At 35.9% G+C, this 23,338-nt stretch carries 23 protein-coding genes; 11 read left to right on the top strand and 12 right to left on the bottom strand.

From position 1 onward, the window contains the following. Positions 1 to 66 precede the first annotated feature (66 nt). Positions 67 to 2,379: a YhgE/Pip domain-containing protein gene (locus PVA17_RS11965; RefSeq protein WP_274067806.1), complete on the bottom strand. Its 2,313-nt coding sequence runs from the start codon at positions 2,377 to 2,379 to the stop codon at positions 67 to 69. A 192-nt stretch (positions 2,380 to 2,571) separates the two neighbouring features. Between PVA17_RS11965 and PVA17_RS11970 the strand changes: the two genes are divergently transcribed. The 5 genes from PVA17_RS11970 (at position 2,572) to PVA17_RS11990 (ending at position 7,953) form a co-directional block, all read left to right on the top strand. Then, positions 2,572 to 3,051 (top strand): thioredoxin family protein, encoded by a 480-nt coding sequence (locus PVA17_RS11970; protein ID WP_274067807.1) that lies wholly within the window; start codon positions 2,572 to 2,574, stop codon positions 3,049 to 3,051. Positions 3,052 to 3,194: 143 nt separating this feature from the next. Continuing rightward, complete coding sequence (locus tag PVA17_RS11975) at positions 3,195 to 3,896, top strand: O-linked GlcNAc transferase (RefSeq protein ID WP_274067808.1); 702 nt, start codon at positions 3,195 to 3,197, stop codon at positions 3,894 to 3,896. Positions 3,897 to 4,147: 251 nt separating this feature from the next. Beyond that, positions 4,148 to 6,328, top strand: a complete 2,181-nt coding sequence (locus PVA17_RS11980) for a bifunctional diguanylate cyclase/phosphodiesterase (RefSeq protein WP_274067809.1) — start codon at positions 4,148 to 4,150, stop codon at positions 6,326 to 6,328. Between the two features lie 171 nt (positions 6,329 to 6,499). Further along, on the top strand, positions 6,500 to 7,057 hold the full coding sequence (locus tag PVA17_RS11985; protein WP_132356775.1) for a hypothetical protein: 558 nt from the start codon (positions 6,500 to 6,502) through the stop codon (positions 7,055 to 7,057). Positions 7,058 to 7,299: 242 nt separating this feature from the next. Next, positions 7,300 to 7,953 carry an alpha/beta hydrolase gene (locus PVA17_RS11990; protein ID WP_274067810.1) on the top strand — a complete coding sequence of 218 codons (654 nt, stop codon included), beginning with the start codon at positions 7,300 to 7,302 and terminating at the stop codon, positions 7,951 to 7,953. 65 nt (positions 7,954 to 8,018) lie between these two features. On the opposite strand, the gene proC is transcribed toward PVA17_RS11990, so the two are convergent. Further along, positions 8,019 to 8,819, bottom strand: coding sequence for a pyrroline-5-carboxylate reductase (gene proC, locus PVA17_RS11995; RefSeq protein ID WP_274067811.1), 801 nt, complete (start codon positions 8,817 to 8,819; stop codon positions 8,019 to 8,021). Positions 8,820 to 9,327: 508 nt separating this feature from the next. Between proC and cyoE the strand changes: the two genes are divergently transcribed. Next, the gene (cyoE, locus tag PVA17_RS12000; RefSeq protein WP_132356772.1) at positions 9,328 to 10,266 is read left to right on the top strand and encodes a heme o synthase; all 939 of its coding nucleotides are present in this window, start codon (positions 9,328 to 9,330) and stop codon (positions 10,264 to 10,266) included. A gap of 37 nt (positions 10,267 to 10,303) precedes the next feature. Here the strand turns inward: cyoE and PVA17_RS12005 are convergent, their stop codons facing one another. From PVA17_RS12005 to PVA17_RS12025, 5 genes are all read right to left on the bottom strand, one after another. Further along, positions 10,304 to 11,038: a metallophosphoesterase gene (locus PVA17_RS12005; RefSeq protein ID WP_132356771.1), complete on the bottom strand. Its 735-nt coding sequence runs from the start codon at positions 11,036 to 11,038 to the stop codon at positions 10,304 to 10,306. Positions 11,039 to 11,440: 402 nt separating this feature from the next. Next, positions 11,441 to 11,890, bottom strand: coding sequence for a helix-turn-helix transcriptional regulator (locus PVA17_RS12010; protein ID WP_248716512.1), 450 nt, complete (start codon positions 11,888 to 11,890; stop codon positions 11,441 to 11,443). A 163-nt stretch (positions 11,891 to 12,053) separates the two neighbouring features. Continuing rightward, positions 12,054 to 12,458, bottom strand: a complete 405-nt coding sequence (locus tag PVA17_RS12015) for a hypothetical protein (RefSeq protein ID WP_132356769.1) — start codon at positions 12,456 to 12,458, stop codon at positions 12,054 to 12,056. 158 nt (positions 12,459 to 12,616) lie between these two features. Beyond that, positions 12,617 to 13,954 carry a hemolysin family protein gene (locus tag PVA17_RS12020; RefSeq protein ID WP_248716510.1) on the bottom strand — a complete coding sequence of 446 codons (1,338 nt, stop codon included), beginning with the start codon at positions 13,952 to 13,954 and terminating at the stop codon, positions 12,617 to 12,619. 32 nt (positions 13,955 to 13,986) lie between these two features. Further along, positions 13,987 to 14,391, bottom strand: a complete 405-nt coding sequence (locus PVA17_RS12025) for a MerR family transcriptional regulator (RefSeq protein ID WP_323653577.1) — start codon at positions 14,389 to 14,391, stop codon at positions 13,987 to 13,989. Between the two features lie 774 nt (positions 14,392 to 15,165). On the opposite strand from PVA17_RS12025, the gene PVA17_RS12030 reads away from it, so the two are divergent. Beyond that, positions 15,166 to 15,744 (top strand): YdcF family protein, encoded by a 579-nt coding sequence (locus tag PVA17_RS12030; RefSeq protein WP_274067812.1) that lies wholly within the window; start codon positions 15,166 to 15,168, stop codon positions 15,742 to 15,744. 185 nt (positions 15,745 to 15,929) lie between these two features. On the opposite strand, the gene PVA17_RS12035 is transcribed toward PVA17_RS12030, so the two are convergent. After that, on the bottom strand, positions 15,930 to 16,415 hold the full coding sequence (locus PVA17_RS12035; RefSeq protein ID WP_274067816.1) for a hypothetical protein: 486 nt from the start codon (positions 16,413 to 16,415) through the stop codon (positions 15,930 to 15,932). A 198-nt stretch (positions 16,416 to 16,613) separates the two neighbouring features. On the opposite strand from PVA17_RS12035, the gene PVA17_RS12040 reads away from it, so the two are divergent. Beyond that, positions 16,614 to 16,742 (top strand): hypothetical protein, encoded by a 129-nt coding sequence (locus tag PVA17_RS12040; protein ID WP_256469430.1) that lies wholly within the window; start codon positions 16,614 to 16,616, stop codon positions 16,740 to 16,742. A gap of 44 nt (positions 16,743 to 16,786) precedes the next feature. Here the strand turns inward: PVA17_RS12040 and PVA17_RS12045 are convergent, their stop codons facing one another. From PVA17_RS12045 to PVA17_RS12060, 4 genes are all read right to left on the bottom strand, one after another. After that, entirely contained in the window at positions 16,787 to 17,359 is a 573-nt protein-coding gene (locus PVA17_RS12045) for a 5' nucleotidase, NT5C type (protein WP_132356764.1), read from the bottom strand. A gap of 12 nt (positions 17,360 to 17,371) precedes the next feature. Further along, positions 17,372 to 18,487 (bottom strand): flavodoxin-dependent (E)-4-hydroxy-3-methylbut-2-enyl-diphosphate synthase, encoded by a 1,116-nt coding sequence (gene ispG, locus PVA17_RS12050; protein ID WP_132356763.1) that lies wholly within the window; start codon positions 18,485 to 18,487, stop codon positions 17,372 to 17,374. Positions 18,488 to 18,582: 95 nt separating this feature from the next. After that, complete coding sequence (locus PVA17_RS12055; protein WP_274067813.1) at positions 18,583 to 18,927, bottom strand: hypothetical protein; 345 nt, start codon at positions 18,925 to 18,927, stop codon at positions 18,583 to 18,585. A 52-nt stretch (positions 18,928 to 18,979) separates the two neighbouring features. Further along, positions 18,980 to 19,498 carry a DUF1189 family protein gene (locus PVA17_RS12060; RefSeq protein ID WP_132356761.1) on the bottom strand — a complete coding sequence of 173 codons (519 nt, stop codon included), beginning with the start codon at positions 19,496 to 19,498 and terminating at the stop codon, positions 18,980 to 18,982. 195 nt (positions 19,499 to 19,693) lie between these two features. Between PVA17_RS12060 and PVA17_RS12065 the strand changes: the two genes are divergently transcribed. The 3 genes from PVA17_RS12065 (at position 19,694) to PVA17_RS12075 (ending at position 22,906) form a co-directional block, all read left to right on the top strand. After that, entirely contained in the window at positions 19,694 to 21,325 is a 1,632-nt protein-coding gene (locus tag PVA17_RS12065; RefSeq protein ID WP_132356760.1) for a Na/Pi cotransporter family protein, read from the top strand. A 232-nt stretch (positions 21,326 to 21,557) separates the two neighbouring features. Continuing rightward, positions 21,558 to 22,046 (top strand): DUF456 domain-containing protein, encoded by a 489-nt coding sequence (locus PVA17_RS12070; RefSeq protein WP_274067814.1) that lies wholly within the window; start codon positions 21,558 to 21,560, stop codon positions 22,044 to 22,046. A 254-nt stretch (positions 22,047 to 22,300) separates the two neighbouring features. Then, a complete protein-coding gene (locus PVA17_RS12075; RefSeq protein ID WP_248716503.1) occupies positions 22,301 to 22,906 on the top strand; it encodes a superoxide dismutase in 606 nt (201 codons plus the stop codon). The last annotated feature ends 432 nt before the right edge of the window (positions 22,907 to 23,338 follow it).

Here is a 23,338-nt window from a genome sequence, read left to right on the forward strand (position 1 = left end):
ACATGTTTACAATACTTCCATTATAACATCGTTCGTTTTAGGATTTACAAGAAGCACTAGTGAAAATTAATGAAAAATATCTAATCCGCGTGTTTTGTTCATTAAAAGTTCCATTTTCTCACTCAGTAATTTTTTCATGAAGAAACCAAATAGTATGAAAATGAGCCAGAAGAAAGATAAAAAGGCAAGATCAATCCAAACCTTTGACCAAATAATACCACCAACTGCCTCTCGCATCATCCCAATTGCATAAGTAAACGGCAGAAATGGATTTATCATTTGGAAAAACTTCGGTAGTAATTCGACAGGATATGTGCCACCGGAACCTGCAATTTGCAATACTAACATGACAATGGCTAACGCTTTTCCAACATTTCCGAATACGGATACTAGCGTATAGACAACTGTAATGAACACTAAGCTAATAAATAGCCCAAATGGAATAAAGAAGTAAGGAGCACTAATTGAACCATCTAAAATAACAATATCGCCAATTGTTATAATGAGCGTTTGAATAAATGAAAAAGTTGCAAATGTTAATAAACGTCCAAAGTATATTTGGCGAATACTATATTGACTATTGTCGTGAATATCTACAGATAATAGAGAAATTAATAATAAACAACCAACCCAAACGGAAAGCACAGTGTAAAACGGTGTCATAGCTGTTCCATAATTAGCAATTGGAAACATTCTATGTTCTTCAAGCTTAATTGGCTCCTCAAAAAAATCTCGCTCCGCGTTAACGTCGTTTTTCAACAATTGAACGATTTCAGAAATGTCAGCTTCGCTTTCTAATTTTCTCAGCTTATCTGCAAGAGCTTTAATTTTTGTACTTAATGCAGGAAAATCTGATTGTACTGTACCAATGGTCTTATTAGCTGTGGCTAACATATTTTTAGCATTTGTTAAACGATCTGTTGCTTGAGGTAGTAAACTTTTTACTTTTGTTAACATGGTTGAAGCATTCGTTAAAGTATTTTTCGCAGAAGTCAGTGTCGTATGAATTTGTGGCTCTAGATGATCGTTATAATTAGTAAGGAATTGATGAAGATTGTTCGAAGCATTTTGAGCAACACTTTGAACATCAGCTAGATCTTTTTTTATCGTTTCGACATCAATAGTATTTAATTGCTGTATTTTAGTTGAGGCGTCCGTTAATAAAGTATTTAGCTGATTTAATGCTGTTAAAGAGCTTAAAGAATAATCAGTAAAACTAGGATTTGCCTGTAAATCTCCACGTATAGCTTCAAGTTGTTCAATAATTTGATTGTTAGTTAGCAAAGTCTTAACATCTTCAGAATTGCTTTGCTGTAGCGCCGTCAGGATGTTTTGCACCTTGTTTTCAAGCTGTTTTCGAGTCGAAGCATCAGCTTGTGTTAATTTTTGAAGTGCTTCAAGTGTTTGGATGCTAGTATTTACTTTCTCGCGAGATGCAGCTAGTTGGTTTTTTATCGTATCCTTTATTTGTGCAAGGGCAGCTGTATCTATATTAGCATTTTGTAGCTTCCCTATAATATCTGTAAATCGTTGAGCAATATTTTGCACAGATTCTAGATCTTTCTTTACGATAGGGGACAGTTGGTTGAATAATGTATCCGCTTCATTAATCAATTTTAAACCTGAGTTGATCGTTGTTAGACCATCATTTGCTAATTTTTCAACCTCAGGAACTTGCGTAATCGTATGATTCAGTAATGTCTCAGCTTCTTTTCCGCCATTAGCAGTTTTCGCTAAAAACGTTCCGATATCTGGAAGATGATGTTCAATCGTAAAAATGTAATTTTCGAATTTTTTAAAATCTGGAATTTCCTTTTCCATTTCAACACCGACCGTATTAAAAATAGAAAAAAGTGTTCCATTAACGGTTGAGATAAACTCGCTAGATACTTGTTGCGTCAGACCACTAGCACCTTTACTTGTAATTTTAGGTGCAATTGGATTTATTTTTTCATTTACATAATAATCGATATGCGCTTTAGTAGGCACTTTTGATAGTATGGAGGTAAGTTTTTGAGAAAAATCACTAGGAACAACTATAACCGCAAAATAGTTCCCGTTTTTTAAATGATCAAGTGCTTGGTCATGAGAGGTAAATTCCCAAGTAAAGTTTTGATTGGTACTTAAATTGGTTACTACCTCGTTACCGACATTAATATCTTCTCCTCTAACATTCGCTCCTGTGTCTTCATTGACAATAGCAATCTTCATGTTGGATGTATGAGCATAGGGATCCATAGATGCATAAATATTGAGCCAAGCATAAAGAGAAGGTAAAAAAATGAGCCCACCAATAATGACAGCAACTACCCAGTTTGTTAAAATATTATGGATATCACTTTTATAAATTTGAAAAATATTTCGGATAGTGTGTTTCATATTAACCACTCCATATTCGTATTGAGCATTATATATGTATGTTTCCAAATTTGGGCCAAATTATGTTTGAATTATGGAAAAACTTATTTTCAAAGACTTATTAGTTTACTAGGTTTTCAAAACACTTTATAATCAATTGCAAATACACTAAAACTAGGGTTTTTTAGTGTGGAAAGGGAGGAATACATTTTCGTGAAAAAACTACTAATTATTGGCTCAGTAATTGTTTTGTTATTTGTAGTAATTATTGTGCTAACAAATGTATCGAACAAAAGTAAGGTAGCAAGTGGAAATAACCCTTACGGTGACAAAAAACTGAAACAAGAAACAATTGATCAATTAGATGATAAAAATTACCAAAATATTATGTTGCCAGATGAGCTTGAAAAAAAGATAAAAGCGGGTGAAGATGTAAATGCTTATTTCTTCAGTCCAACATGTGTGCACTGCAAAGCTTTTACACCTAAGTTAATGCCTATGGCTAAGAAGCTTGGTGTTGATATTGCTCAATTAAATGTTTGGGAATATCAAGATTTATGGGATAAATATCATATTAATGCGACACCAACTTTTATTCGTTTTGAAGGTGGTAAAGAGGTTCAACGCTTTGAAGGTGCCTTACCAGATGAAGATTTACGTACATTTTTAAATAAAGAAGTATTGAAAAAATAAGTAAAGCTGAGACTGTATCAAAAGTTATTTTTGAACAGTCTTTTTTTAATTCTAGTTAAAGCCTCCGAACGCAATAATGCCATAATTGATTTTTGTAGTGTATACTAAATATACTGAAGAGTTGTACATTGGAGGAATATTGAATGACAATGGATGATTATTTTTATAATGGTGAGCTAATGAAGTGTTATGAGGCAGCTAAGCAAGTTACAGATGACAATGAGAAAGCGTTAGCTGATAAATATATTAAATTATTAGAAGAGTATGATTTTGCTTGCTATCCAAAGCCTGCACTGGATGTTGAAACTCAACATGCTGAACGAGCGGATGAAAGTTATCCTGAATCGGATAGCGTAGTCGAAATTCGTGCGATCAAAGATGAAACAGCGTTTTCAAAGCGTATTAAAGAACTTGAGGATGTAGCAACAACAGGTACCCCAATTGAAAAGGCACAGTCATATTTTACACAAGGTGAACTGTTTTTGTTTGCACATCATTATAATGAGAGTGTCCATTGTTTTAGACAAGCTGTAAAAGAAAACCCTAACAAAGCTTTATATTGGGGCATCACGGGTCAAACGATGCATCGCTTTGGGTGGATGCCATTCGATGCACTTGGCTATTTAGAGCAAGCTATTAACTTAGATTCGAAAAATGCGCGTTGGAAATGGAATAAAGCACTTGTTCTTATTCAATTAGCGAAAGATTTGCAGATGGCACCGTTTATGGCAAATACCGCAATTACATTAGAAGAGGCCATTGCTGATTGTGGCGAACATCAACGTTCCTTAAAAGATGCTATTCAAAATACAATAGATAATATGGATAGCTATGTATTTTCCTAGTAGATAGAAGATGTCTCAAAAGCTGAGGCATCTTTTTTTGTAGCGATAAGCCCAGATTTAATATTTAGTGTAGGATGAAGAACCCCCCTACTGATTAAAGTTTTACTTAATTTTATTATTTAGTCCTGAATTTTTATTCTTCTTTTTGGTTAAAAAGTCAATACTTTATAATAGTTTTATAGTATAATTATCCTAAAGTCATCTATAAAGCAGTAGATGGAGGAAATTATTTAGAGCTTAAGAAGGGAGTTATGATGTGGAAATTTAATGAGGATTTTTCATTTATGAAGCAGGGCAATCAATTCATCCTATTATCAATGATTTTAATAATCGTAATGGGTTTGGGTAGCGATAAATTTTATGGGATATTTGGAGAGAACAATTATGTAACGATTCATTTAATGATGGAAATGCTTATAACTGTAGTGACAATGTCTATTTCCATTCAGACATGGTTAATTACGCCGTATATTTTATCGAATAGAGTCCTTTATGTTGGGGCATTATTTTTAACGATTAGCTTATTAGAAATAGCGCATACACTTTCCTATAAAGGAATGCCATTTTTCATTACAGAAAGTACGCCGTATGCATCAACATGGTTTTACATGTTTTGTCGATTACTATTATCGATTGGTTTTCTCATTATCTTTTTTATAAAGGAGAAGGAAATAAAATCAAGTTATCGTTGGTTTATTTATAGCTTGCCGTTTGCCATAATCATTTGTTGTTTTGGCGTTCTCTATGGTCCAACACCAATTTTGCCCCCACTTATAATGGAAGGTGAAGGCCCAACTGTTTTAAAAAATATTTTACAATATACAGCTGTTGCGCTTCAGTTGCTGATTATGGTTCTATTGCTTAAAAATATTAAGAAAGCACCTAAAATTATATTTTTATTATTATGTAGTTCCATTTATTTAATCATGAGCGATTTTCTTTATACAATTTATCAAGATGTTTATGATATTAAAAACTTCATTGGACATATTTTTGAGTTAGGTGCTTCTTATCTTTTATTTAGAGCTATTTATTTTTCATCTATCGAAAAACCTTTTCAGCAGTTAGTTGATACACAAGAGCATTTAGAAAAATCTCGCGAAAAGATGCATCATATGGCTTACCATAATGAGATTACGAATTTACCCAATGAACGTTTTTTAATGGAATCATTAAAGAAGGATTTATACATATCTAAATCCCAAAAGGCAATTCTTGCGATCGGTATAGAAAGAATTCCTGCGATTAAAGCGTCTTTAGGTAGTACATATGCAGACCAAATGATATGTCTAATCGCGCAAAGATTGAAAAATGTTTTACCAGAGAAGTATTTACTGTGCTTGCTGAGAGAAGATTATTTTGTCGTTTATATTGATGAGGTGAATAATACCCATCAATTGACACAGCTTAGTCAGCAGCTTCAATTTGTCATGGAAGAATCATTCCAAATACAACATTTTTCTCTTAATAGTCAATTAAATATTGGTATTGCTTTATTTCCAACAGATTCTTATAGGGAAGAGGAACTTGTTAGATTTGCACTCTATGCTATGCATGAAGCGCAGAAATCTCCAACTCGTCTACGCTTTTATGAGTCCTCAATATCTAAAGAGACGACGGAGCAACTTCTATTAGAAAATGATTTACATGATGCATTAGCGAATCAAGAGCTTTTTTTAGACTATCAACCACAACTAGATTTACATACGGGCCAAATTAAGTCAGTAGAGGCTTTAGTCAGATGGCAGCATCCAAAGAAGGGGTGGATTTCGCCGGGAGTCTTTATCCCAATTGCTGAGGAATCGGGATTAATTATTCCTATCGGACAATGGGTACTAGAAACAGCTTGTCAACAAGTAAAGGAATGGGAGGCAGCGGGATTGCCACCGATTAAAGTAGCGGTCAATCTGTCATTAGGTCAACTTTTTCAGCAAAATTTAGTTGAGATAATTCATCATGTTCTTGAGAAAACACAATTAGAGCCGAAATATTTGCAGCTAGAGATAACAGAAAGTATGACCATTAATATAGATCATATGACAACGATTTTACAAAAATTGAGGGCGCTTGGGGTTACGATTGCAGTAGACGATTTTGGGACAGGCTATTCGTCATTATCTTATTTAAAGGATTTTCCTATAGATTGTTTAAAAATTGATCGATCTTTCGTTCAGAAAATACATTCGAACTCTACAGATAAAGCATTAGTTGACATGATTCTCTCTATGGCAAAGCATCTACAGTTAAAGGTAGTTGCAGAAGGAATAGAAGAGATAGAGCAGTTAACCTATCTAATAGACGGTAAATGTGATACTATACAGGGCTTCTTATTTAGCAAACCTGTACCTCCACATATATTTCAGGAGAACTATCAAACGCTTCACAAAAATGCAAAGTTTATTTTAAATTCAATTTCTACATCTAAAGTATAAAATGTTCATACAACATCCTTGTTTCATCTTATGGCGAGGATGTTTTTTAGTTCGCTTGAAAAAGTATGAGAGCCTACATGGCAGACCTATACGCTCCCCGTTTCTTTCTATTCTACAATCATGGTATGATAGTGAGGAAATGATTTGTAGACATAAAGGACGGGTTTTTTCATGGCACAAGAAGTGGCAAATAAATTTATTGAAAATGTATGTAATCATTTAGTGCGCAATATGAATATTACGAAGGTTGAGGAGCACTTTAAAGAAGTAATAGAGATGCAGCGTAAATCAGCACAGTCTCAAATTGATTTTTGGGATATGTTAATGATAAATATGCTGTATTTTACTGAAAATGAGCAAATTTGGGAAAAGGAATTTTTGAAGATGCTCGAAAAGAAAGAATGGTTAAAGACCACTGTACTTGAAGAAGAACTATTGATGCATCAAATGCGAATTCGTCAGCAAGTTGCAGAACAAATGGATGCCGCTAAAGAATTGTTTCATAAGCAGTATACGACAGACAATGTGACAGAGGAAGATATTGTTTACGATTATGCTTATAGCTCTGCAGGACATTCAATGCGCGTAGATTTATTAACGGTACTTGTCTCAACTCCAGAGCAATCAAAAGTGCTATTTAATGCAGATCCACAAGAAACGATTCGTATAATTAATGGCTATATTGCTTATCACACTGACGGAATTATAAATAAGACAAAATTACTATAATTTAGTCATTACAAAAGTTGTCATGTATATGTCGATCGCAGTATATTGAGCGAACCGATAGAAGAACAGGCTAAAAAGTATATGTTCTATTATTACGATTTCGTACATAAAAACATTGTGTTCCAAGGGTCTGATCTTAGATCCAAAAAACTATTTATGATAACGAAGCAATCCTGTTTTTGTCTAGCTATTTTTTGCAGTATAATAAGGTGACACTAAGTTCACCTGAAAGGAATTTTTGCATGAATACACCATTTACATTTAAACATACACAACCAACGAATATGGATCCAAATAGAAAATATCCAGCGATTTTTTTATTGCATGGAATGGGAAGCAATGAAGATGATTTACCACAATTAGTGCAGGACTTTAAAGAGCAATGTCATATCTTTAGTTTACGAGGGCCTATTACGCAAAAGCCTGGCTATGCTTTTTTCACAATCCAAGACATCGGTAAACCAGACCGAGAAATTTTCGATAAAGTATTAGTGGCGCTACAACGATTTGTGTTAGAGGCAATTGATGAATATCAAATTGATCCACATAAAGTGTACATGCTTGGATTCAGTCAAGGAGCAGTTTTGGTACAGTCACTTGCTTTTGCAATGGGTAATTTAATTACAGGAATAGTAGCTTTAAGTGGCTACACGCCAAAATTCGTGACAGAGGAATATGCAATTCGCCCAATCAATCACTTACATGCATTTATTTCTCATGGGGATTATGATTATGTCATCCCGTCGCAATGGGGCGCTGAAAGTAAAGAACTATTTGAGCAATTTGGAGCGACTGTGACATTTAAGCAGTATCCAGACGGTCACGGTGTTACACCAGAAAATCTACGTGACCTAACTGAATTTTTAGCACAGCAATTACAAGATAATCTTCAATGAACTAAAAAGCCGAGACACGAATGATGTCTCGGTTTTGTTTTATTTTTTAGTAAATCAATCAAGCTCTATTTTGATAAGCTTCGATCTTTGTTAGTCACTGCAGCGACAGCATCGTGAATCGTTGTTTCAAAATGATTGCTTTGTAATGAGGATACACCTTGAATAGTTGTTCCTCCTGGTGAGCATACCTGATCTACAAGTGCCCAGGGATGTTCCTGAGATTGTATTATCATTTTGGCACTGCCGAGTACTGCATTTGCTGCAATATCAAGAGCCATGCTTTTAGGCATTCCTTCACGAACAGCAGCTCGTGCTAACGCGTCAATATACATATAGGTGAATGCTGGTGAAGCACCACCGATCGTTGTAAATATGGAAAATAGGTGTTCAGGGACCTCGATAATTGTACCAACTGTTTCAAACAGTGAAATGACAGACTGTAGCTGCATATTTGATACTTGTTCACTTGCTGTAAAGCAGCTTGTAGAGGCACCGATAAGTGCATTAATGTTTGGCATTACACGAATAATGGGGGTAACTTCAGATAGATAACCCTGAAAATATGAAATATTTTTACCTGCAGCAATCGAAACAATGACATGGTTGTCTTGTAAATGCTTTTTCACCTCTGGTAAAACATCTGGTAACATTTGGGGTTTGACACCGAGGATAATGACGTCACAATTCGACATAATATCTTCAATAGAGCTTGCGGCTTGAATACCGTATGAGGTTGTTAATTTTGTTGTTTTTGCTTTGGTACGATTATAGCCATAAATAAAACTAGGATTAAAATCTCCGCTTTTACACATTCCTTTAATAATGGCCGTTGTCATATTTCCAAGGCCGATAAATCCGTATTTCACGTGATAGACACTCCTTCATATAGTTAAAAGCATACTCCTTAGTATAGAGTAGATTGTTTTACTTGAATAGTAATATGCAAAGAATAAAGCCAATTAGGTTCAAATTCATGTCAGTCGGTGGTATCATAGAAGATGTTGTGAATGAACGTGTATCTCTATATTCTTTAGGTAGAATATAAAGAGTAAGAAAATCATGTACTTTATGTGAACATTGAGACAGACTCTATCTAAAAGGGGTAGAATAATAATTTGATATGTCTAACTTATTTCAGCGAAATCGGCAGTTACAATCGTTTTTTGTAGCGAACTACAGAGGTCAACCATCCTATAGATGGTAATGAATGCGGATGTAAATGCTAAAATCCGCTGAAGATGTCAAGGAATCGGCAAGGAGTTTTTAGTGCAAGCACAAAAGCAGATTCCGGACGCATAATTAATCGCATGCAAAATTTGTCGCTTTCTAATGGTAAAGCGTGTAGAAATTAAGAGAGAAAAGGAATTAAGATGAATGGAACAAAATCTAAAAACGGAGCATAAACTACAATCTTCCAAGAAGTCCTCGCGCTCGTCTATTTTAGCGCAGACAGTAAAAACAGGGATCATTAAATCCAATTTAATTCCTATGTGGGCTGGTTTAACGCTAGGTATGTACAAAAATAAAATGACTTTTGTAGAAAATATACCTGAAATTATTTTCGCAACGATTGGCTCAGCGCTCGTTATTGGTGCTGCTGGAACATTTAATAATGTGTATGACCGAGACATTGATGCTATAATGCCTCGTACGCAAAGTCGACCAACTGTAACTGGTGAAATGTCAGCTAAAACAGCGTTAACTTTAGCTTTTGCTATGCTTATTCTTGGGGCAGCTTTGTTGGCACTTGCTTCTCCATTAGCTGCAGGATTTGGTCTCTTAGGAGTATTTTTATATGTAGTACCTTATACAATGTGGACGAAACGTCGCACGATTTATAATACGGAAATAGGGAGTATAGGCGGCGCGGTACCAGCTTTAATTGGTTGGGCAGCTGTTTCTTCTGATATTACACATCCTGCGATACTTGGCCTATTTTTAGTTATGGTTATTTGGCAGATGCCTCATTTCTATGCCATTGCCATTCGTAAGCATGCTGATTACGAAGCAGCCGGCGTTCCAATGCTTCCGGTTGTGAAAGGAATGCGTCGTACTTATTATCAATCGAACTTTTATTTAATCTTATTGATATTATCAAGCTTTTTATTTGGCACTTTAAGTGTTGGTATTATGCTTGTAGCTCTATTGCTAAGCATTGCATGGCTTGTGATGAGTATTTACGGCTATCATAGTAATAAAGATCAAATAAAGTGGGCGACAAAAATGTTTGTTTTCTCACTTATCCATATGACAATTTTATTTACAACAGTGATTGTGTACTCTTTAGTAGGTGTTATTTTTAAATTGTATTAAAACTTTTGTCTTCATTTTCGCACGAAAAGCCAACAGGTTATTCTACACTTGTTGGCTTTTCCTTTTCCACCGATATGATTTGATGACTTGGCCATTCTAATGCGTGTAATTGCCCTCCAAAAACAGCTCCACCATCTATACCGATGATATTATTTTCGCCAAAATAGACACTGTAATCTGTTGGATTATGGTGAAGTCTATAGGTAGGTGTATGGCCAAAGATTACAGTTTTTTCGCCTTGATAACCTACATGAAACTCTTCACGAATCCATAAAAATTGCCAGGGATCTGTTTCTGCCAAAGCTAGGCCAGGAACTACACCGCCATGTACAAAAATGGCATCCTCTAATTCGATATAAGTATCAAAGGTTTCGATAAGCTGTAAATGTTCTTCGAGCTTTGGTAAAGATTGAATAAAGCTAGGTAATGTCTCATTTTCAATGACTTCCTTAAAATCTTCTAACTGATAACCATAGCTTGCAAGAGTTGCTTCACCACCGCAAAGTTCCACCCAATGATTCCACGGCTTAGGTTCGCCAGAGCGGCAGGCTTTTAGCATAATGGCTTCATGATTTCCTAATAGCACACGTGCACCTTGTGCCTGCAATTCTCCGACTAGGTTTAAAACGCCACAAGATGCAGGCCCACGATCAATATAATCACCAAGTAAAAATAACTGATCTTGCACAGTATCATAATTAGCTTTTAATAATAATTCTTCAAAAAGTTCTAATTCCCCATGTATATCACTAATTGCTAGTATTCGATCCATAAAAGAGCATCCTTTCCAGTATTAGAGAAGTTATTATTTAGTATAGAGAATAGTGTTAGAAATTTCGACTAATGAAACTTTTAACTAAAAGTTTAGTTGTCATGTTATTACACCATACTATCGGTTTCTAGTTATACTTTATCATATGACGAAGTGATTTCATTTTGTATTCATTCGTCTAGGTCTAGAATAACGAAGGGAGAGAATTTGCTATTATATTATAGTAGAACTAGGTGAGGAGAGAGTGAGAATGCAAGAAAGCAGTACAACAAAACAGAAGATGAATATTGAAGAAAACGAGCGCCATCACTGTAGTATTGGCAGGATCCTAGTATTTCTGCGCATAACGTAGAGGTATTTGGATGTAATGCTTCTACGTTATGTGCGAATACAGTACAATAATTATTCTCGGAAATTTTCCCATGATTGCCTAGCTATTGACTCGTCGAATGTTGATAGTAGTCGATAGTTGTTTGTATCTAAAATTCGAAAATGCTGACTAATGACATTTTGTTGTAGACGATAACCTTTGTACTCGCTAAGATTTTTCCACCATATGTATCCACCCATCGTCTTTTCCTTAGGATATAATGTTCCGTTATTAGCGATTAAGTCGACAACCTCAAGTGGGTCCCCGCCAAGCTCATGCTGTAAAATGGAGCTTTCTCGGCATAAAGCACAAACTGCCACCGTTGTAGTCCAGCCAGTATAAATACGACCTTTTTCAATTTGAACAAGTGTTTTTTTAGAAAGTCCTAGTAAATCACTCATCTGATCCTGTGTTAAATCTTTTTCGGTACGGATTAATTTCAGTTTTTCCGAAATAAGTGTGATTAATTGTTCACGATTCATCCAAACACCCTTTCTTTCAGATCATTAAATACCATTATACATGAAAGTGGTATAAGATGTTTTTTGTTTCGGGGGTGACTATAGTTAAATAATGGAGAAAATGCTGACTATTTGAACCGTAAAAACAGACTATCCGCAATCTATTGGACAGTCTGTTAAATAGTTAAATCTCGTATTTTTTCGTGTCAGAAATAACGCGGAAATGGATACCTTTAATTTGAGCGCTTACTTTATGACGTAGTGTATCAATATCTACTAGCTCATCATTTTCATTGACACATTCTGCAATCTCTTGTAATAGCTTCGTAAATGCCTCTTTGAAGAGTAAACGCATATTATCAAAATCTAAGCTACGGAAGTTTCCGTCAATATCAAATGCCTCCACAGAATTTAATTGCTTGGAAGCACCAGCAAAACGATCATCGTATACTGTGTAGTTTTCATCGGTTACTACGATAATATATAATACTTCACCTGTAATTGTTTTTAATTCAATGTTAGTTTTGTGTTTTTTGACGTCGGTAATGATATGAATACCATCCGAATGATATAGTTTAAACAATTTCATATGTATTGCCCCCTGAAAATAGAATCATATCCATATATTTATTATATATGGATATGCCTAATAATGGAATAAGAAAAAAGTATTTGGAAAAACTAGAATGGTCCCATTTGAACGATCCTATGGAGATAAAATTGTTATAAACTATTAAGAAAACCATATCAGTCAGAATAGGCCTCTAATACAGTAGGCACTATATTGCGAAGGGGACGAACTTCGATGTAATGAATACGATGGCCTTGCTGCTCATAAATACTAAATATATAAGGGGCCAACTCAATATTTTTAGTTGCTTTAATGCCATTATTGACTGTTAAAAACCAACCGCCCAATGTTTCGACTTCATCCGCTTCAAGTGTTACATTTAATAGTTTTTCAACATCCTCAATGAGCATTTTTGCGTTTAAAATATAGTGATTGTCACTTACTTTTCGTATTTCTGCAATTTCATCATCATCAAACTCATCGCGAATCTCGCCTACTATTTCTTCTAAAATATCCTCGACTGTTACAAGCCCTGATGTCCCGCCGTATTCATCCATTAAAATAGCCATATGAATGCGCTCTTTTTGCATACGTACAAGTAATGCTTGAATAGGAATCGTTTCAATGACTCGTATAACAGGATTAATGAAATCTTCAAGAATTAATGAATCATCTGTAAGTTGCTCAAGCAAACTGTGTGTAAACAATTCCTTAACGTTGATAAAGCCTAAAATATTATCACGATCACCATCATAAACAGGATAGCGAGTATATTTTTCAGCGGCGATAAAATGAATCATATTTGTAAAAGATTCATTTTTTTCAATGCCAACAATCTCTGTTCGAGGAACCATAATTTCACGAGCAATACGTTCATCAAATTCAAAGACATTATTCACAAACTTTAGCTCTGTTTTATTGATTTCACCACTTTCAAAGCTTTCAGATAGCAGTAATCGTAATTCTTCCTCTGAATGTGATATCTCATGCTCTGAAGCAGGCTTCATACCAATTAGGCCGATTAATACTCGAGCTGAGCCGTTCAAGAACCAAATAAATGGATACATCACTTTATAGAACAACATAATAGGTTTGGCAAAATGGAGTGTAATCGTTTCAGCCTTTTGAATCGCAGCAGTTTTTGGTGCCAACTCCCCGACGACAACATGTAAAAATGTTGCGATGGCAAAAGCACTACCAATTGTAAAAATCGTCATATACTTATCTGAAATGCCTATCATGTTAAATAGAGGGTGTAGCATAAATTCAAATGTTTTTTCTCCGACCATCCCGATACCAAGCGCTGTTACAGTAATACCAAGCTGACAGGCAGATAAGTACTCGTCTAAATGATTGACAACATACTTTGCAGATACGGCTTTTTTATTGCCCTCCGCAATTAATTGGTCAAGCCTTGATGAACGTACTTTTACAATAGCAAACTCCGTTGCTACGAAAAAGCCAGTTAATGCTAATAAAATTGTAAAAATCGATAAGTTGAGTATGGTCTCCAAATAGTCGTTCTGTATGAACAGAACGTCACCTCCTAATTATGAATAAGTAAAAGTAAAGATTGCATGAGTGCAATACTTTCGGGTGAAACATTTTTTTTAATTTTTTCAATATTTTTGTTGTCTTGTTTGTTTATTTGTTCAAGTAAAGAAGTTACATCCTGCTCTAGGTCTTGCATTTTTACACGTAGCATTTGTACATCAATTTCTTCATGTGGAGCGATGTTTAGTTCATGTTGGATATCAATAAGTGAAAGACCTTGCTGTTTGCGTTGCTCGATATACTGAAGTCTTTCGATCATTGCAGGAGCATAGTAGCGATAATTGGATGCAGAACGTTCGGCTTCTAATAAGCCGATGTTTGTATAATAATCGATTGTTCTTTTTGTAATGCCTGTTTTTTCTGCAAGCTCGCCAATTTTTAATCTCTCTGTCCCAATGCAAACACCTCCAAACCATCACGTGATACTTTTATTATAACTTGTTGGTTTTGAAAGTTTCAATTAGGAGAGTCCGATATTTCAAAATTGTAAGATTTTTTTGGTAGAGGGGCTTATTGCTCAAGAACATCGATTAGACGCTTGTACATCTACTGTTGCTGTTCTTTCGCACAAAAATTGTTACTGAAGTTTCGTTTTCGCTAGAAATTAAAAGTGGTTGGAGTGAGTGAGGCTAAGGCGACTCCTTGGTGTTCGTCGGACGTCTCGGGAACATGCCGGTTAGGTGAAGAAAAATTGGAACATCACATCATTCCGTTCGTCTTACTATAGATTGGATTATTAAAATTAAAAGGAGAGGATAATGTGTTGTATGAGCTTAATCGTAGCGTATGAAAAGAAATGTATGCAATAGTATCTATCGTATACATTGTTATTTTTTGCTCAAGTGTCTTTTAAATGATTCGATTCTTTTGCAACTTCTTATTCTTCTTTTGTCATTGTACCTATAGATAATTTTATTTCCTTCGTCCTCTAAAGAACTGCCACTGGGCGAGATTATTTTAGGTGCAGATGTTCTATTTATATTTTGGACATCAACAATACAATTTTTTATGATGAGCGTATTAACAGTCGTTTTATATTTATTTCACAGACTATTTAATTGTAGTAATAGTAACGATCTTTTAGAAAAAAATAAAAAACAAGCTCATATATTAAAATTTGCTACCGATAATTTACATAATGTCAATCGTTACAGTGAATATGGAGGTTATTATGAAGAAAGTATTCAAGCTCATCACTATATTGCTCGCGGTAGTACTTGTTTTTTTTCTGTGCCTACACTTACTTATCGTGTCTCAAGGCAAAAATACTGCGGTAGAAAATGCAGATTACCTCATTATTTTAGGTACACGATTATCGGGGGATCAACCGTCTAGTCTGCTGTACGAGCGCATTACGACCGCAGCTGCCTACTTAAAAGAAAACGAAAATACAATAGCAATCGCTTCAGGTGGTCAGGGACAGGACGAAATTGTGTCTGAAGCTTCTGTCATTAAAGAATCATTAATGCAATTAGGTATTGATGAACAACGAATCATCACCGAATCCAATTCTACTCGTACTCTTGAAAATTTCCAGTATTCAATGGATTACATAGACAAAGATTCCACAATTGTAGTTGTAACAAACCGATTCCATCTATATCGAGCCGAATCCATTGCTGAAGATTTAGGACTTAACGTTACCGGCTTACCAGCTGCAACACCATCAGAATTTCGTATTAAGTACTACTTTAGAGAATATTTAGCTATCGTGAAGTATTATTTAGAAAAAATACATATCCTCACCTAGCATCACAGAAACAGCCCTAGAACAAGCTGTAACTAGTCAATAACACTAACAATTAAACAAACAATTTTCGATTCGCGATTTATTAGAACAAAAAGACAGAATTTAATCTAGACGTTTTGTAGATTAAATCTGCCTTTTTTTTAAACAATCTTTGAAAGAACAGCCTTGTTTAAAGGCTACGGAGCTTATTTTTGTAAATATGTATCATATAGGTGATGAAGAGCGTCCTCGCCAGTCATTTCTAGAATCGTTTCGTCATTAAAAATAAGTGTTACATTTGTGAGAGCGCTATCAACTTTATTGTTGTTAATAGTGCATGTTACCTTTACTACACCTGTTTCTGCTAGTTGTTTTTTCTTCGTATCATCCCACGGTTGCTCAGAAAATAGTGGTGCTTTCCAAGTGCCTCTCACATGAAGCTCACTTTTTTCAGCGTCATAATCCCAGCGTACGTCACGTAAAATAGTTTTAAATAGGTCATTAACCGTAAAAGATGTATCTTTATAGTTAATGGCAATTGCTCGTACAGCATGTACATCACGACTAACTGCACTGGCTGCATTTTCTGCTGCTGAATTTATGCCGGAAACCGCGTCTTTAATTTCTGATAATCGATTATCACAGCCAGTGAGCAACGCGCAAAGACATGTTATACAAGCTACCTTTGTCATCCATCTCACAAGTAGTCCCTCCAGTTTTGTAAGTTGATACTACTATATTAACGAAAAGAAAACTATGAAAAAAGGGCATGGAGGCGGCAGATTGTGACGGTTTTGCAACTATGCGAACTCCACTAGAATATTCGAGAAATTGGAAGTTTAAGTATCTGAAAATTCAGTGAAAAATTCAAGGGAAGGGAGCGGTTTGTCATGAAGATTAATGATGAATTACTTGAGCGATTAGGAACTTATTTTGTTTACCATGCTGTTTATGAAAATTATGGCATTACCTTTGAAAATTTTGTGGAGCGTTGGTTACGAGGGATACTTGATGTATAAAGAAGAAGAGTCGTGTTCAATACATGGACACGACTCCATTTTGTTTATTTAAAATAATTTGTGATAAAATGGTTGGCTTCTTGCCAGTTATAAACACGTACAACATTGTCCGGAACAGCAAGACGATTATACGGAGTGTCAAATAATACAACAGGTATTTTTAATTCCTCTGCAAGCATAACCGCATTATCATGCTTATCTTCAAAAAATGCATCTACACCATGTTTTTTTGCTACGGAAATTTTATCATGACTACCGATAAGCTCGATATGATCATACGGAATAGATTGTGATTTAAACCAATTTACCGTAACATCTGATACATTCTCACCACGAGCAGAGATGTAATAAAGTTCGTAGTTTTCTTTCCACGTATTTAAAATATCTTGCGCATCTTTAGCTGCCTCAGAAACTTCATACATAAATGGTTCATTTTCTTTAAACCATGTATTAAATGCTACACGATCAACAGGATGAGGAAATGCTGATAAAAAATCATATTCGCACACATCGTCGAGTGTAATATTTATATTGTATTGTTTATTAATATGTGGAATGAGAGTACTAGGACATGTTACTGTTCCGTCGATATCAATACCAAAGCGAGGCTTTTTCATACTAGCACCTCCTTAGGCGTTCGCTTTTGCTGCTTCTTCAGCAGCACGTTTTTCTGCCATTTCAGCTGCTAATTTATCGATTTCTTTTTTCAACTCTTCTACCATTGTTTCTTCAGGCACTTTACGAACAGTTTTGCCCTTCATAAATAGTAAACCTTCACCACGAGCACCAGCAATACCGATATCGGCTTCACGTGCTTCACCAGGACCGTTTACCGCACAACCAAGAACAGCTACTTTTAATGGTACATTAAGTGTAGAAATATATTCTTCTACTTCATTGGCAATTGAAATTAAATCAATTTCGATACGACCACAAGTTGGGCAAGAAATAAGTGTTGCCATATTAGAAGCGAGACCGAATGATTTTAATAGCTCACGTGCTACTTTCACTTCTTCGACAGGGTCTGCAGATAGTGAAATACGTAACGTATTACCAATACCTTTTGATAGGATTGCGCCAAGGCCAGCCGCTGATTTTACAGTACCCGCAAATAATGTACCTGATTCAGTAATTCCTAAATGCAGAGGATAATTAAAGGCTTTAGCCGCTTTCTCATAGGCCTCAATCGCTAGATTTACGTCTGATGCCTTCATTGATACGATAATATCGTGGAAGTCCAAGTCTTCCAAAATTTTAATATGGTGAAGGGCAGATTCTACCATACCGTCAGCAGTAGGATAACCATATTTTTCTAAAATATGACGCTCTAAAGAACCAGCGTTTACCCCGATACGGATAGGAATACCTTTAGCCTTAGCTGCATTAACAACAGCTTCTACTTTTTCCTTACGCCCAATATTACCTGGGTTAATACGAACTTTATCGATACCATTTTCAATTGCTTTTAATGCTAATTTATAGTCAAAGTGAATATCAGCTACTAATGGAATATTAATACGTTTCTTAATATCTGCTATCGCATCAGCTGCACGTTCATCTGGTACTGCGACGCGAACGATTTGACAGCCTGCTTCCTCAAGACGAAGAATTTCTGCGACTGTTGCTTCAACATCATGTGTTTTTGTTGTACACATACTTTGAATGAATAATTCATTACTACCACCTATTGTTAAATTACCGACACGCACGGGACGTGTATTTGTACGGTGACAAATTTCACTCATTAACTTTCTCTCCTTTTCGGGCCATACTTTCGACCGTCACTGACATTTATTTTAGCAGTGTAAGAAAATAAGGACAAGGAAGAAACGTTATCTTTTCATTTTCCGCATTTGTTTTCAAATTCAAATGACAGAGGAAGCTTAATATTTTCACCAGGAACAAGAGCCTGTAATTGTAAGTGTGGATTCAATTCATAAAATAGTTGCAAGCGTTCAGGGAAGGTCATTGGTACTTTGGCGGGATGAAGTGCAAATAAACTGTGAATCGAATCGCCTTGAATAGTCTGTACAGTAATATAATTTGGCTCTCGCTGCTTTTCACAAAGGGCGTTGTCAGTATCTTTCGGATAAATGGCAGCAAGATGTAATGAACCTTCTGTTAAATCTACTTTCACAACAAAAGCAAAAATAATAATGATAGCTGTTAACACAAAAGCACGCAAAAAATCCCCTCCTTTTCTACACTATATTTAGAAGAGAGGGGATTCATGCACATTATTTTATGTTTGGTTGTTGTGGATATTTTATGATGGCTACGATTAGTAGAGTTACAGTTAAAAATAAAGAAAAAACAGAGATAATTGTACTGTTAATCGGTAGATAATCTGCTAGCATACTTATTAGAATTGCCCAAGTCATGGCAAATGTCGTAGTACGCCAAATATGACGGTATTCACCGCGACGCTTCATGACTTTTAAAATCAATAGACCTGCTAAGGCATAGAGAGCAATTTGTGCAAAAATAAGCATCGTTGTAAAAACAAAAAGCATAATGAATGTCACGGGATACAATACCCATTTAACACCTTCTATGTATTCAGTAATACCATTTAAACTATTCATATCAAATGTATCAACAGACATTCCTGCCGTAAAACGACCAAAAGAGAAAACTGTAACGACAGTAATTAGCAGAAAAGTATATTGAATGACTTTTCCGATAGGTAATAAACGATAGGCAGCAAGTTTTTTTGGATGAATTAAGCTATCGATAAATAGTTGTGAGTGTTTCATAAGCATATCTCCTCCAATCGCTATTCTACCATGTTCAACTTTGACAAGATATGAAATAAGTAATAATAACTGAGAATACGATGATGAAATGTTAATATTGTGTAAAGAAGTTAAAGGTTTTCTTTACTTTTTCTAAACTATCATTTAAAGATTAGGAATAGGGAAGTAGAGATGTAGGAATTGGAGCGAATACAATTGACAATAGATTGGCAAAGCATACTGTTTCAATTTTTAGGCGGTTTAGGAGTCTTTTTATTTTCCATTAAATTCATGGGGGATGGGCTTCAAAAATCAGCAGATGATCGATTGCGTGAATGGTTGAATCGTTTTACAACAAATCCTTTAATGGGTGTGTTAGTGGGCATAATTGTGACGATTTGTATCCAGTCGAGCTCTGCAACTACGGTGATTACGGTTGGGCTAGTGAGTGCAGGTTTTTTAACATTACGTCAAGCAATCGGCGTCATTATGGGGGCAAATATTGGCACGACCATAACCGCATTTATTATTGGTATTAATATCGGCATATATTTTTATCCGTTATTGGCGCTAGGTGCAGGGTTGTTATTCTTCTTTAAGAAAGCGACGTATCAGTATATCGGGCAAATATTGTTTGGCTTTGGGGGATTATTTTTAGGATTAGAGTTAATGAGTGCAAGCATGCAGTCACTCCATCAATTAGCGGACTTAGCATCATTAACCCTTCATCTCAAGAATCTGCCCATTGTAGGGATTTTTCTAGGGGCAGTTTTTACATTGCTTGTCCAAAGCTCAACAGCAACTGTTGGTGTGTTACAGGGCTTATATGCGGAGCATTTGATTGGCTTAGATAGTGCTTTACCAATTTTATTCGGTGAGAATATAGGAACGACCATAACCGCAGTATTAGCTTCACTGGGAGCTTCTATATATGCTAAGCGTGCAGCGGCGGCACATGTACTATTCAATATTATAGGAACAATCATTTTCATGGTGTTCTTTACACCGTTTATACATTTCGTTCAGTGGATTAGTGGGCTATTCCATTTAGATGCGAAAATGCAAATAGCGCTTGCGCATGGCTCATTTAACATCATTAATATGATGATTCAGCTGCCATTTATCGGAGGTTTAGCTGCACTTGTAACGAAGCTAGTTCCTGGGCATGATGGAAATATTGATGTGACAACGAAGCATTTAGATCCTTCATTTATTGATTCCTCTCCGGCGATTGCACTCGGGCAAGCGAAGGAGGAAGTGTTACGTATGGGAGAGCATGCACTGCATGGTTTAGAAGAAACATTTTTATACATGAAAACGGGTGAAGCCGCTCATATTCCTACAGTTTTACAATTAGAAGTAGCGCTCAATCATTTAGATAAGGAAATCACGAATTATTTAGTGATGGTGTCTAAGCAGCCACTTTCTCGAGCAGACTCAGTAAGACACCATACACTGCTAACAAATGTACGAGACATTGAACGTATTGGCGATCATTTTGAAAATATTTTAGAGCTTTTACAATATAAAGATCATCATGAGGTAAATTTAAGTAAATCAGCACGACAAGATTTAATAGGCATGTTTAGCTTGGCGATTGAGGCTGTACGAAAGAGCATAGCGGCTCTGGATACAGCCAGTTTGAGCTTGGCGCAGGAAGTAACGGAGCTCGAAAGCTTGATAGATGATATGGAAGATAAACTAAAGCAAAAGCATATTGCGCGCTTAAATACGTACGAATGCAATGGAGCGGCGGGAATCGTCTATACGGATATCATTAGCAATTTAGAACGAATAGGAGACCATGCTGTAAATATAGCTGACTCTATTTTAGGAATTAGACATTAGATCAATTGCGCCTTGACGTCATTGTAGCTGACGCTTTTGCTTTTGTTACAGGGAAGATTTGTAGCTAATGCTGCGCTTTCGCTACAGGGAAGATTTGTAGCTGACGCTGCGCTTTCGCTACAGAAAATATCTGTAGCTGAAGTTGCACCTACGATACAAACGAAAATAACTGAAACCTATAGCTTTGTAAATCCGTAAAATAGGCAATGCATGATAGAAGGAGAGAATTTTCATGGAAGTTGTTGGTTGGATCTTAGTGATTGCCTGCTTTATCATTTCATTCGTTGGATTGGTATACCCGATAATTCCAGGTGTGATTTTTTTAATCGGTGGTTTTTTAGTATATGGATTATTTTTTTCATTTGCAGAGCTAAGCTGGTTATTCTGGGCGACTGAAATACTATTTGTTATCATTTTATTTGTTGCTGATTCTGTAGCCAATGCCTTTGGTATTAAAAAATTTGGTGGTTCAAATGCGGGGATGTGGGGGAGTACCATTGGTTTATTAATTGGACCGTTCGTCATTCCGGTAGTAGGTATACTAATCGGTCCATTTTTAGGAGCTGTAATTGCAGAATTAATCGTGGAGCGTCGTACATTCAAAGAGGCTGTGAAAAGCGGTGTTGGCTCTCTTGTTGGCTTCTTAACATCCACACTCGCAAAAGCAGTCATTCAAATCGTTATGATTGTCGTGTTCTTTATAGCGGTTTTCGCTATTTAAATTCTTTCAGCCGGTTTCTAAACATCCGTTGAGAGAAATTAAAGCCTGCGGTGGATGTCACTCCTTTCCAATTCCGGATGCAATTATGCCGAGGCATAATTGCTAAAACAACAGGGTAGTATAGTAATCGTATTGGCTTTTCAGTCAAAAGGCTGAAATCTTTAATTTGAAGTATTTTTCGTTGAATGGTTTGACCAATTTTGATAATCTAAGAATGTATTAATTATTTCTTTATTTTAGGGAGGAACTTAACAATGGCTTACGAATTACCACAATTAACTTACGCTTATGACGCATTAGAACCACATATCGATGCAAAAACAATGGAAATTCACCATTCTAAACACCACAATACTTATGTAACAAACTTAAACGCGGCAGTAGAAGGCACTGAATTTGCTGAAAAAGACATTAACGATCTTATCGCAAACATTGATGCTCTTCCAGCTGACAAACAAACTGCTGTACGTAACAATGGTGGTGGACATGCTAACCACTCATTATTCTGGGAAGTAATCGCTCCAGGCGGTTCAAAAACTCCAGTTGGGGAAGTTGCAAAAGCAATCGATGCTAAATTCGGTTCTTTCGATGCATTCAAAGAAGAATTTGCAAAAGCTGCTACAACTCGCTTCGGTTCAGGCTGGGCTTGGTTAATCGTTGATGGTGACTCAGTTGCTGTTACATCTACTCCAAACCAAGACTCTCCAGTTATGGAAGGTAAAACGCCAATCCTAGGCTTAGATGTTTGGGAGCATGCTTACTACTTAAACTACCAAAACCGTCGTCCAGATTACATCGGTGCATTCTGGAACGTAGTAAACTGGGATGTAGTAGAAGCTAAATTCCAAGCTGCAAAATAATTAATCTTTATTAAAAGGCTATGTCAAAGGTGATAAGTCACCGAGGCATAGCCTTTTTTGCTGCTTTTTTAATATAAGATGGAGGTAAATGCCCCAACACGCCAGTTGGGCTGAAGGGAAAGGAACTATTGCCCGAACTTTGGAGTGCTCACCCCACAATAAAAAACTATTTTTCTAGCAATCGTTAAAAAACAGAAACTTTTTATCTTAAAGTGCCGTCAAATAAATGATGTTTTCCATCATTAATTCTCAAGTACATGCTTTCCTGTCGTATCTTCGAATGGTAAACTAAATATCGTGTATTTAAATTGTAATTAGATGAGGAGGGGAATACATATGCGCAAAGCACCGGGAAAAAATCGCGCGACGAGTGTTAAAGCAAAACATCACTCTAATTTAACATTTCGTATGAATGTCCTTTTCTTTGCTATA

It is taken from the genome of Lysinibacillus sp. CNPSo 3705 (assembly GCF_028674935.1).
In the GTDB taxonomy this organism is placed as follows: domain Bacteria; phylum Bacillota; class Bacilli; order Bacillales_A; family Planococcaceae; genus Lysinibacillus.